Below are 11,176 nucleotides of genomic sequence, written 5' to 3'. Positions count from 1 at the left end.
AGAGCATTTTAATCTGTTCTTGAAAGAATGTGAGTGGAGGTTTAATATGGGCACACCAAGTGACTTACTGGCAGACCTGAAAAAGTTGCTCAAAGAATATTATTAGGTGTCAGCCCCTTAGATTTTATCTGCAGTAATGTAGACTTAATAGTACAGACAATCTCATTGTCCGTTAGAGAATATGTTCGACTTCTCTACGTATTTTAGAACTTGTATTTAAATCAATTAATTATGTCTGATTCAAGAAATTCAGTCGATGGTTCAATGGCTCTTTCCCTGCTGGTGACAGCAGTTGCAGTAATTCTTCTCGGCACCATGCCCGAAAGTGACTATGGAAAAGGAGCCATTTTGGTTCTGTTAGCAGTAGGTGCGTATATTCTGAAGGTAGCAGATTCTGATGATAGGAATAAAAACCTATCAGGCGGAGTTAATATCTTAATTGCATTGGCATTTCTGGCATTCAACATGTTCGGAACTGTTGATGTTCAAGAGGAATTAACCTATGCGCGTGCTGCAACAGGGCTCCCAAAAAAGGAGATTGCTCGGTTAAATACTTTGGTTGATCTGAGGTGCCAGAGTAATATTTCGGAAGAAGATGTTCTACAAGAGGTGGAATATCTAAACCCGAAAACAAGTATCCTGCAGCTGTTCCTTCCTTCAGAAGCTCCTGAAGAAGTTGAAGAAGAATAACCAAATTTTTTAACCATTAAATTAACTGCCTATGCATCAAAAAAACAGGACTTTCTAGATTACGCGTGTATCGCGTATCTCGAAGGTCCTTTTTTGTGTCTAAAATTTGGAAACTGGTAGGGGCAGAGGCTATCGTATTGAATGTTTAAGTATTTGTATAACAAGAAAAATAAATATATTATGCTCCCTGTATACCCCTATTCATACCCCTAAAGCAATTTGCTTCCCTTGTACTGTTAGTAGACTGCCAAAAGAAACTTCTCCTCCTTTATACCAGCATCATTATTTTACACGCAACAAAATTTGGGGCACTTAATAACTCTTACATATTTACCCAACAGGTGAGGAGTGAGAGCTATGGATATTATAATTAAAGACCTAAGAGAAAATTTTGAACAGCTGATTAAATTACGCTTTTCGGGTAATTACACGCATGAAGATGGGGTCACTGTTGGCAGAGAAAAGGCTGAGGCGGTGTTAAGGCTCTCCAATGCCATGTATGAACACTTCACACGTTTCGCTATTGAGAGCTTGCTGAGAGAAGAATTCGGCACAGATAAGATTAATGAGGCCAATGCAGCAGAAGCTAGAGAAATGTTTGCTTTTATGCTTTCAAAGGTTCAACCCATAGCAGGCTACAACCAACTAGAAATTCTTAAGAATGGCTTAGAAGAATATGATGTAAATAAAACTCCTGCTATTTTTGATAGAGCAAGTCATCGCCCAGCCAAGGTCTATAGAAAGCAAGAATGCAGATTGAAATTATTAGCGTATATATATTTCTTCAATGGGCGAGGTGATACTCTTGATGCAGCTGCAGAAAGAGTAAGAGAAGCTATAGGGGAAGGGTCTGTAAATTCTATTTTATCTTGGAAGAAGGAAAGAGCAATCGAAGTAGATAACACCCTTGGTGAAGGGCAACTAAAAGTAAATGTAGATAGCATCTGTGCAACCGCCAAAGCAATGGGTGGGGTAGTGGCTGAATATAATTCAGCGAGCGAAGCTCAGCAAAAAACCGAAGAGTTCTTAGGCCTTATGGTGGAAGCGCAGAACATTGAAGAGCACTACAATGATGATGACTTTTTAGGAGTAGCAGCCCTTTACCGAGCAGCTACTTAATAGGGGGATTTTTATCTTTTTTCCTTCCCTGCCCAAATATTATTTTTTTCTCCATCATCCACTTGTAACCCAGCGAACAAGGAGAGATACAGATGGATACACAAGCAGAATTACTAACAATCAATCAGGTGACGGATACGTACAATTTTAGCCGTAGTTACCTGTACGAACTTTTCAAGAGCGGTGAAATCACGCGCATACAAATGGGTAAAAAAGTTTTAGTGCGCAAAACTGTCATTGATGAATGGCTCGCCAAGTTAGAAAAGCGAACGATAGAGATTGATGACGCGCTTATTCGAGAGCGAGAAGTAGTAACTAAAAGGCTGCTGAGTACATAGCCCCCCTAGTGTTTTATTTGCGAAGCCAAGGCTGATTTAGGTGCATCAGATAGCAGCTTAGCAAAGTGATGCTCTGCTTGGAGAGAGGTACTAGGTGTTCTCTGTTACCTTTCATGCGTTTTGCGGGAATTACCCATGTTTTCTTTTCAAAGTCTATTTCTTCCCAGCGTCCGCCACGTAGTTCATTACTTCTGAGGAAAGTTAGCAATGTGAGTTTGGTAGCGTTAATGCTGGCGGGAAAGTGTCGTCCTTGGTTGATGCTAATGTTGCGGAGTAGTTGGCCTAGTTCTTTGAAGGGTATCGCAGGGAAGTGTTCTGATTTTGGTGCGGTGAGGCTCCCGCGAAGATTGTAGGCGGGGTTATTTTCAGCAATGCCTCGGCTGATAGCATATTTAAAAACAGACTCACAATATTGGCGAGTTCGGTTGGCTAGGTCATGGACTTTTCGTGCTTCCATTTTATCTAAAACAGCGGCTAGCTCGGTAGTTTTAATTTCAGTAATTGGGTGGTTGCCAATGTACGGGAAAACATCTTTTTCCAGCCTCCGCAGAATATTGAAGCCGTGACGTTCTGACCACGTATCTACTTTCTTCCCATGCCACTCTAATGCGAGTTTCTTAAAGCTATGCTCATGCTTGGCTATTTGCGCCTGCTTTTTTAGTTTTTTGAGGGTGTTGGGGTTTTGTCCCTTTTTGACCCACTCATTGACTGTCAACGTTTCCTGACGAGCGGCGGCTAGTGAGATAGCGGGGTAATCTCCTATGGTGTAGGTCTGCTCTTTGCCATGAAAGTAGAACTTCTTGCGCCATTTCTTCGTTCCGCTGGGATTTACATGGAGAGATAACCCATACCTATCAGACAGTTTGTAGAGTTTTTCCTTAGGCTTAGCGGCTTTGCATTTTGCGTCACTTAGGGGTACGGACATTTAGTGCTCCATTACTATACCCCTATACATACCCCTTAATTACGTGATCGTCCACGGTTAATGGTGTGCAGTGGTGGACGAATATAGAGTATAAGTGTTTGGTTTTATATAGTTTTCAAACATTCATGGAAGGTGGTGGAAATGAAACTGGTAGGGGCAGAGGGACTTGAACCCCCGACAAAGACGTTATGAGCATCCTGCTCTAACCAGCTGAGCTATGCCCCCACCGTGATGCAGGCTTAGCAAGCATTGCTTATTAGTGCAAGAACGCTTATTTTCATTTTGATTTATTTTATTAAAAATAAAATGGCGCTCACATGCCGCGCATGCTACGCCAGAAATCTGGCGGGCTGACTCTGTCAGCCTATCCGCCAGCTTGGAAGCAATAATGACTGATACTTATCTCGAATTTCCACAAATTGATCCGGTGCTTTTTGAAGTGGGGCCTTTGGCGATCCGTTGGTATGCGCTGGCTTATGTGGCCGGTATCTTTATTGGCTGGTGGTTGCTGAAGCGTTTGAGCGATAAGACGACCCCGCCGCTCATGGGCCCTAAAGCACTCGATGATATTATGCTTTATGCGATTTTTGGTATTATTCTGGGCGGGCGCTTGGGTTATGTGCTGTTCTATAATCTGCCTTTCTATCTAGAGAATCCATTGATGGCCCTACAGATTTGGAAGGGTGGCATGAGTTTCCACGGGGGCTTAGCCGGTGTAATTCTGGCGATGATATTATTTGCCCGTCGCTTTGAAATTCTGTTTCTAAAATTGATGGATCTACTGGCTGTCGTCGCGCCGATTGGGTTGTTTTTTGGCCGTATTGCCAACTTTATCAATGGCGAATTATGGGGCCGTGTGGCGGATGTGCCTTGGGGAATGATTTTCCCAAGTGGTGGTAATATCGTGCGCCATCCAAGCCAGTTATATGAGGCGGCGTTGGAAGGGGTCGTGCTATTTGTGATTCTATTCATTTTGATTTCATGCACACGTGTTCGCGAGAAGGCGGGGATGCTTTCTGGGTTGTTTTTGCTGGGTTATGGTGCCGCTCGCGGGTTTGTTGAGCAGTATCGAGAGCCAGATCAGCAAGTCGGCTTTCTTTGGGAGTCTCTCACGATGGGGCAGTTGCTTTCCACGCCGATGATTCTGGGTGGTTTGTTCCTCATCTTCTGGAGTTTACGAAAGCGCGATGTCGCTGCTTAATATAATCGAAGGTAAACTTCCCTTAAGCGTGCATGATTATATGCAGCTTTGTTTGCAGCACCCTGAATATGGCTATTATCGCAAAGCGGTGGCGGTGGGCAAGCAAGGTGATTTTATTACCGCGCCTGAGATCAGTCAAATTTTTGGCGATTTAATCGGCATGTGGTTGCGCGATGTGTGGCAGCAACTGGGCGAACCTGAATTTCACCTGGTTGAATGTGGACCGGGTCGCGGGACGCTTTCAGCAGATGTTTTGCGGATGCTACCGCCGTGCAAATTGCATTTGGTGGAGAGTAGTGAGACGTTACGTGAAGCTCAGAAAGAAGCGCTGTGGAAGCATAACCCAACGTGGCATGATGATCTATCAACGCTGCCTAACGACAGGCCGCTGCTTATCATTGCGAATGAATTTTTTGATGCATTTCCGGTGCGTCAATGGGTGGGAGATGAAGAGCGCAAGGTAGTTGAGGGCTTGGCTTTCTCCCCCCAAGGTGAGGTAACGCGCGAAGAATCTCCGATGGCGAGCCAGATTATGGCACAAATTTGCGAGCGCTTGAAAGCGCAAGGTGGCGTATTTTTGACGGTAGATTATGGCTATTTGGAAGGTGCGGGCGATACGTTGCAGGCGGTAAAAAAGCATACGTTCCATAACCCATTGGAAACTCCTGGAGAGGCGGACTTAACGTCTCACGTTGACTTCTCGGCGTTAAAGAAAGTGGTGGAGAAGGTGGAATGCATGCTGATGCCTATCGTCACGCAGGAGAAATTCTTGCGTAGTTTGGGTGGTGAAATTTGGCTGCAAAAGCTTTTGCTGAAAACCACTGAAACCCAAGCACAAAAAGACTTGCAAGAGGGCTGGCTTCGGTTAACGTCTCCTGCGACGATGGGCGAGCTGTTCAAGGTGATGGCGGTATTACCCAATTATGAAATTCAACCGGGCGGATTTGCGTAAATGACGACGAATGTAAAAGCAGAAAATTTGGAGAATCTCGATGGGATTACTCATGGGTTTTTCACGCGCCAAGGCGGGGTATCGACGGGTATTTATGCGAGCCTAAATACGGGCCGTGGATCGAATGATAGCCAGCAAAGTATTGGCGAGAATCGTGCGTTGGTGCGTAAAGAAATGGGCGCGGATGCGCTCTGCTCGCTTCATCAAACCCATTCGGCAGATGTGATTGAAGTGACGATGCCATGGGTGCCGAGTGACCTGCCTAAAGCGGATGCGATGGTGACAAACCGTGAGGGGTTGGCATTGGGCATTCTAACGGCAGATTGTGTGCCAGTGCTGTTTGCTGATGTTGGCGCGGGCGTGATTGGTGCGGCTCACTCGGGCTGGAAAGGTACGCAAGCGGGCATTATTCAGAATACTGTAAAGGCGATGGAAAAATTAGGTGCTGAAGCCTCACATATTGTGGCGGCAATTGGCCCATGTATTTCGCAAGAATCGTATCAAGTGGATACGTTATTTCGTGCAAATCTGATTAGTGCGGATGAGCGAACCGTAGAATTTTTTGAACGCGATAGCGATCAGCCAACGCATTATTTATTTAATTTGAAGGCCTATGCTTTGTTGCAGTGTCAGCGAGCGGGGCTTAGTAACATCGAAACGTTGAAAAATAATACATACGCGCAAGAAGATTTATTTTACAGTTACCGCCGCTCTTGCCATCGCAACGAGAGCGATTATGGTCGGCAAGTCTCGGCAATTATGCTGCAAGAATAGGCCGCGTCGCCTCTTAACGGTTTTGAAAGTTTTTCGTCATAAAATGATGCTCATAATCTAACGATATAGGCAGGCAGTATATTCATGAGACTATTCAATAAACTTCAAAACTTCCCCCATTCCTTTTATTCTCAAAAGCTTTATCAAAATGCGGCGAAATTATGGGGTGGGCTTGGGTTTTCCTATCTGTGTATTTTAGCAGCATTCATCGTGATCATCTTCTCTCTATATGCTGTTACGCTCGCCGAACGAAAAATATTTACACAGGAGATGCACGAGCTTAGCCAAGTCAAAGCCATGGAAGTCATCGAGCAATTGCCCGCTTTACAGTGGAAAAAGGCGACTGGGGTGCAGCTATTGAATGAAGAGAAAAATGGCACTGTCATTCACCTCTATTTGGACGGTGAAGCTTCTCCCATTGCGCTTATTGATACAGAGATGGGTGTTGAAGAATGGGGAGGGGTGCCTCCTATATTGATCAATTCCACAGGAGTCTACGCCAAATCAGATCGTGAAACGAAAAGCCGTAACTGGGCAGATATGGGGCTGGAAGAAGGACAAGTATTGGATCGAACGCTTGCCATTGCTGTATTTGATAAATCATCCGAATGGATATGGGAAAACCGTTTTATCTTCTATGTGGTGTTCTTTTTCCTCGCATTAATTTATCTCTGTCTTTTGCATATGGTGCAGGCGCTTATTTTCGGCGGGCTTGGTCTGATTATGAAATTAGGTTTCAAAGTGAAGCTGGAATATGATGCCATGGTGCGTATCGCCGCTATCGCGCTAACACCCGCTATTTTGATTGATTGGCTGCTCTTTGGTGTGACAGGTGCGGGTATGAATGTGCTTATCTTTAGCCTCCTTACGCTAGTTTATATTGGTTACGCTTTATCTAGCCTTTCTAAACAGGAAACGCTTCACGAAGAATCAGAATAGGTCCTCACACCATCGAAGAATTTACTTTTGGGTAAATTCATGCTTCAAACGCATGATAGTAAATAAAGGAGCATAAAATGGCGGGCATTCCGATGGATCAGCGCGACGGCTGGATTTGGTATAATGGTGAGTTCGTGGAGTGGAAAGAGGCTAAGTGCCATATTCTTAATCACGGTTTGCATTACGGCTCCTCTGTGTTTGAGGGGCAGCGCGCCTATAATGGTAAAATCTTTAAATTAGAAGAACATACGGCGCGTTTGCGTTTCTCGGCGAATGAGTTGGGTTTTGATTTGCCTTACACGAATGAGGCGCTAAATGCAGCGTGTCTAGAGGTGCTAGAAAAGAATAACCTGAATAATGCTTATTTTCGCCCTGTTGCATGGCGTGGGTCAGATACGCTCGCTATTTCGGCGCAAGATACGCGAATCCATGTGGCGATTGCGGCATGGGAATGGCCAAGCTATTTCAGCAAAGAAGATAAAATGAAAGGCTTGCGTCTTTCATGGTCAAAATGGAAACGTCCGTCGCCAGAATCGGCTCCGGTTCATGCGAAAGCGGCGGGTTTGTATATGATCTGTACGCACGCAAAACATGCGGCAGAAGATGCGGGTTATAATGACGCTCTGATGTTGGATTATCGCGGCTATGTTGCAGAATGCACGGGCGCGAATATCTTTTTCACGACCAAAGAAGGTGAAATTCATACGCCGCTTGCCGATTGCTTCCTCAATGGCATTACGCGCCGTACCGTGATTCAGCTGGCCAAAGAGAATGGTTATAAAGTGGTGGAGCGCCACATTATGCCCGATGAGATCGATCAATTTGTTGAAGTGTTCGTCACAGGCTCGGCGGCGGAAGTAACACCCATCGGTGAAATTGATGGCATCCATTACACGCCAGGCGAAATTACCCGCAAGCTGGACGAAGCTTATATGACCGCTGTAGGAGCGTAATATGACTGATAATATTATTGAATTCACGACACCTGCGCAGGTGCAGGCGGGCTGTGACTTATTGGAACAGATGTATCCTAAGCAACCGGCAGGGCGTGTGCATAATTATATACCAAGAATGCTAACAGAAGGCGGCTGGAAGATGATCGGCATTATGGGCATTGAGCATACAGAACGGGCAAATGCGGTTATTCTTTATACGACTGGTGTTCGTATGTTTTGCGGAAAATATATGCAACTTGATAGTTTGTTTATTCGTCCTGAAGCACGCCGTCGTGGGTACTCAAGCGCGATTTTTGACTGGCTGGAAGTGAAGGCGAAAGAGTTGGATTGCGACCGATTGCTGCTAGAGTCCCTCGTTGAAAGTTTCAACGCGCATAAATTCTTCTTCCGGCAGGGCTATCATGTGCGCGGTTATGTCGTGAATAAGTTGCTGAATGATAAATATGAAAGTTAAAATCTATTGTCATCGGCAACAGGCTTGTTTATAAGCAATTCCAGTGAATAAGGAGTGCCCAAATGGCTGATACATTGCAAGTTGAACTCGTAACCCCTGAGAAAATGTTGTTTTCAGGTGAAGCAACCATGGTGGAAGCACCGGGTGCTGAAGGTGATTTTGGTGTGTTACCACAGCACTCTCCGTTGGTTTCATTGTTGCGTGAAGGCGCGGTAACGATTCACACAAACGGGACGGTAAAAGCGTTTAACGTGACAGGTGGTACGGCTGAAGTGAATGAAGCCGGTATCGTGATTCTTGCTGAATCCGCTGAGGAAGTCTAAATCTCTCTATAAGCTTGCTTTTAAAGCAAAAATGACGCAGAATTTGTCCTAAAGCAGACAGGAGTCACGAATGCTATATTTATCTCGCAAATTAGGCGAATCGATTATCGTGAATAACACGATTGAACTACAGGTTATTGAAGTTAAAGGTAAATCCGTGAAGCTCGGTTTCACGTTTCCGCCGGATGCTAGCGTGTTGCGCAAGGAGATTTTTGATAAAATCTCCGCAGAGAACGTCGCGGCTCAATCGCAGGATTCTGCCGGATTAGACGATTTACTCTCCGCCGTTGAAGGCAGCAAAACCGATGGCTGATGGCATTGATATCACCGATACTGGTGAGCCAGAGAAAAAGCCAGTTGAGGTGACCAAAGCCGTTGCTTTAAAGCATGAACAGGGTGAGGGCACGGCCCCGCATATTGTCGCAAGCGGTAAAGGCCATGTGGCTGACCAAATTATCGAGATGGCTTTTGCTAATGGCATCAAAGTACGCCAAGATACAGATCTAACAGAACTTTTAACCCAATTGGATGTTGATTCGCCAATTCCGTTGGAAGCGTATGCAGCAGTAGCGGAAATTCTTGCTTACGTGTATAAAGCTAATGCTGCTTATGGCGGCAAGGAGATAACATGACGAATAATATACAAGGCCCAACGGCTAAAGAGTTGGTTGAAAATTTGCAGGACTTTATGAAGCGCTGCGAAAAGATGCTGGATAAAAATATCGAACCTGATTTGACGGGTTTAGATGAGCAAGTGGAAGCGCTCTCGGGCATGATGCACGATCTGCGGTTTGACGAATTGAAAACAATGCAGCCGGTGTTGCAAGGGCTGATGCAGCAATTGCAGGATCTTGAAACCCAGCTCAAGGCGGAGCGTGATCGCGTGCGTGATAATGTTCAATCGACCGGTCAAAAGAAGCAAGCGCATACGGCCTATCAAAAGGTTCAGGGCAGCTCGGCTGATACTCCGGATGAAGGTGAAGATTAATGGAAGAAGTGGGCCTGATTAGAGCCATTGCCTCTTTTGCCTTTGTGATAGGGCTAATTTTACTGCTCTCATGGGGCTTAAAACATCTGCGCGGGACGCGTTGGGTGGAGAAAGTGCAAGGCCCGCGCCGGCTGCAAATGGTTGAGCAGCTTTACCTCGATTCGCGTAATAAACTCGTTCTGGTGAAATGCGATGAAGAAGAGCATTTGCTGATGATAGGGGGCGGCCATGAAGTGGCCAAGCTGAATGCAAAAGCGGCAGCAAAGGCGAAGAAGAAATGACGCGTCTTTTCTCTCTTATCATCGCCGTATTCTTAGCGGTAGCGCTTCAACCGGTTGCGGCGGAGGCTCAGGCATTTTCGCTTGATCTAGGTGCGCTGAAAGACAGTGTGGGCGGCGGTTCAGCTGCGGCGCGCATGATTCAAATTATTCTACTGGTCACGCTACTCAGCATGGCGCCGTCTATCTTAATCATGATGACGAGCTTTATACGAATTGCGGTAGTGCTTTCTTTTATGCGTTCGGCTTTGGGGACACAAACGACTCCGCCAAATCAGGTGATTATCAGCCTCGCGCTGTTTGTAACTATGTTTGTTATGATGCCGGTATTGCAGCAATCTTATGAAGAAGGCATTCTGCCATTGATCGAAGAAACCATTACGGAGCAACAGGCGATAGAGCGTACCGCGCAGCCGTTTCGTGTGTTTATGTTGCGTCATGTGCGCGATAAAGATCTCTCGCTCTTTATGAATATGGCGCCGCAAGTGGAGATCGAGTCGGCGGACCAAACGCCGTATCAGATTTTGATTCCGGCTTTTATGATTAGCGAGTTGAAGCGCGCCTTTGAGATCGGTTTCTTGTTGTTCGTGCCGTTCCTTATTATCGATATGTTAGTCGCCTCCACCTTGATGGCGATGGGTATGATGATGCTACCCCCGGTGTTGATATCCTTGCCATTTAAGCTGATTTTCTTCGTACTGATTGATGGTTGGTACATGCTTATTGGTAGCCTCGTACGTAGCTTTGGTTTGTGACGATGAGCATTTTACATAATTTAGTGATGTTAATGGGCGGCGCGGTGATGTTGGTTTTTGCCTTCACCTTTGGTCTTGTGATTTTAGTGGTTTTAGCCGTTGTTGGCATCGGCTTTGCCATTTGGTTTAAGCTGCGCCAGAAGGACATTATCAATAAGATGGAAGAAATGGGCATGCATCCGCACTCTGAAGAGCCGGATAGCCAAACCATTGATGGCGATTTTGAGGTGATTGATGAACCTCATGAAGTGATCGAAGAGAAAGACAAATAACGCTTTTGTTATGCGGAACTTGTTTCAGATATCTATTTATCTGCTAGTGTCTCGCTTAGAAATTTCCCCTGAAATAAATTCAGGGTGATAATTCTTTTAGGGGCTGACACCTAATAATATTCTTTGAGCAACTTTTTCAGGTCTGCCAGTAAGTCACTTGGTGTGCCCATATTAAACCTCCACTCACATTCTTTCAAGAACAGATTAAAATG

General features: G+C 45.4%; 19 protein-coding genes and 1 tRNA gene. 17 read left to right on the top strand and 3 right to left on the bottom strand.

Features of this window, described 5'->3' with window-relative positions:
* The 4 genes from P8P30_10305 to P8P30_10290 form a co-directional block, all read left to right on the top strand.
* On the top strand, positions 1-106 hold a 106-nt coding region (locus P8P30_10305; protein ID MDG1287932.1), incomplete at its 5' end, for an IS1595 family transposase.
* Between the two features lie 125 nt (positions 107-231).
* Entirely contained in the window at positions 232-690 is a 459-nt protein-coding gene (locus P8P30_10300; protein MDG1287931.1) for a hypothetical protein, read from the top strand.
* 357 nt (positions 691-1,047) lie between these two features.
* A complete protein-coding gene (locus P8P30_10295) occupies positions 1,048-1,809 on the top strand; it encodes a hypothetical protein (GenBank protein MDG1287930.1) in 762 nt (253 codons plus the stop codon).
* A gap of 92 nt (positions 1,810-1,901) precedes the next feature.
* On the top strand, positions 1,902-2,147 hold the full coding sequence (locus P8P30_10290; protein ID MDG1287929.1) for a helix-turn-helix domain-containing protein: 246 nt from the start codon (positions 1,902-1,904) through the stop codon (positions 2,145-2,147).
* A 13-nt stretch (positions 2,148-2,160) separates the two neighbouring features.
* On the opposite strand, the gene P8P30_10285 is transcribed toward P8P30_10290, so the two are convergent.
* Both P8P30_10285 and P8P30_10280 read right to left on the bottom strand, forming a co-directional pair.
* Positions 2,161-3,072, bottom strand: a complete 912-nt coding sequence (locus P8P30_10285; protein ID MDG1287928.1) for an integrase arm-type DNA-binding domain-containing protein — start codon at positions 3,070-3,072, stop codon at positions 2,161-2,163.
* Positions 3,073-3,220: 148 nt separating this feature from the next.
* Positions 3,221-3,297, bottom strand: a tRNA-Met gene (locus P8P30_10280).
* A gap of 163 nt (positions 3,298-3,460) precedes the next feature.
* On the opposite strand from P8P30_10280, the gene lgt reads away from it, so the two are divergent.
* The 13 genes from lgt (at position 3,461) to P8P30_10215 (ending at position 10,964) form a co-directional block, all read left to right on the top strand.
* On the top strand, positions 3,461-4,273 hold the full coding sequence (gene lgt / locus P8P30_10275; GenBank protein ID MDG1287927.1) for a prolipoprotein diacylglyceryl transferase: 813 nt from the start codon (positions 3,461-3,463) through the stop codon (positions 4,271-4,273).
* Complete coding sequence (locus P8P30_10270) at positions 4,260-5,225, top strand: SAM-dependent methyltransferase (protein ID MDG1287926.1); 966 nt, start codon at positions 4,260-4,262, stop codon at positions 5,223-5,225. The genes lgt and P8P30_10270 overlap by 14 nt, the downstream gene beginning before the upstream one ends.
* Complete coding sequence (gene pgeF / locus P8P30_10265) at positions 5,226-5,999, top strand: peptidoglycan editing factor PgeF (protein ID MDG1287925.1); 774 nt, start codon at positions 5,226-5,228, stop codon at positions 5,997-5,999.
* 84 nt (positions 6,000-6,083) lie between these two features.
* The gene (locus P8P30_10260; GenBank protein MDG1287924.1) at positions 6,084-6,938 is read left to right on the top strand and encodes a DUF1189 family protein; all 855 of its coding nucleotides are present in this window, start codon (positions 6,084-6,086) and stop codon (positions 6,936-6,938) included.
* Positions 6,939-7,015: 77 nt separating this feature from the next.
* A complete protein-coding gene (locus P8P30_10255; GenBank protein ID MDG1287923.1) occupies positions 7,016-7,891 on the top strand; it encodes a branched-chain amino acid aminotransferase in 876 nt (291 codons plus the stop codon).
* Between the two features lies 1 nt (position 7,892).
* Positions 7,893-8,348: a GNAT family N-acetyltransferase gene (locus P8P30_10250; GenBank protein ID MDG1287922.1), complete on the top strand. Its 456-nt coding sequence runs from the start codon at positions 7,893-7,895 to the stop codon at positions 8,346-8,348.
* 62 nt (positions 8,349-8,410) lie between these two features.
* A complete protein-coding gene (gene atpC / locus P8P30_10245) occupies positions 8,411-8,671 on the top strand; it encodes an ATP synthase F1 subunit epsilon (GenBank protein MDG1287921.1) in 261 nt (86 codons plus the stop codon).
* Between the two features lie 70 nt (positions 8,672-8,741).
* A complete protein-coding gene (locus P8P30_10240; GenBank protein MDG1287920.1) occupies positions 8,742-8,984 on the top strand; it encodes a carbon storage regulator in 243 nt (80 codons plus the stop codon).
* Positions 8,977-9,303: an EscU/YscU/HrcU family type III secretion system export apparatus switch protein gene (locus P8P30_10235; protein MDG1287919.1), complete on the top strand. Its 327-nt coding sequence runs from the start codon at positions 8,977-8,979 to the stop codon at positions 9,301-9,303. The genes P8P30_10240 and P8P30_10235 overlap by 8 nt, the downstream gene beginning before the upstream one ends.
* Positions 9,300-9,659, top strand: coding sequence for a hypothetical protein (locus P8P30_10230; protein ID MDG1287918.1), 360 nt, complete (start codon positions 9,300-9,302; stop codon positions 9,657-9,659). The genes P8P30_10235 and P8P30_10230 overlap by 4 nt, the downstream gene beginning before the upstream one ends.
* Complete coding sequence (locus P8P30_10225) at positions 9,659-9,940, top strand: flagellar biosynthetic protein FliO (GenBank protein ID MDG1287917.1); 282 nt, start codon at positions 9,659-9,661, stop codon at positions 9,938-9,940. The genes P8P30_10230 and P8P30_10225 overlap by 1 nt, the downstream gene beginning before the upstream one ends.
* Positions 9,937-10,692 (top strand): flagellar type III secretion system pore protein FliP, encoded by a 756-nt coding sequence (gene fliP, locus P8P30_10220; GenBank protein ID MDG1287916.1) that lies wholly within the window; start codon positions 9,937-9,939, stop codon positions 10,690-10,692. Before P8P30_10225 ends, fliP begins: the two co-directional genes overlap by 4 nt.
* A gap of 2 nt (positions 10,693-10,694) precedes the next feature.
* On the top strand, positions 10,695-10,964 hold the full coding sequence (locus P8P30_10215) for a hypothetical protein (protein MDG1287915.1): 270 nt from the start codon (positions 10,695-10,697) through the stop codon (positions 10,962-10,964).
* 110 nt (positions 10,965-11,074) lie between these two features.
* Here P8P30_10215 and P8P30_10210 read toward each other — a convergent pair.
* Positions 11,075-11,176 (bottom strand): IS1595 family transposase (locus tag P8P30_10210; GenBank protein ID MDG1287914.1); only part of this gene is annotated, 102 nt, incomplete at its 5' end.

Source organism: Rickettsiales bacterium (assembly GCA_029252805.1).
Classification (GTDB): Bacteria; Pseudomonadota; Alphaproteobacteria; order Rickettsiales; family JALZUV01; genus JALZUV01.
The sequence above is the reverse complement of the archived record's forward strand: the minus strand, read 5'-3'. Positions and strand labels throughout refer to the sequence as shown.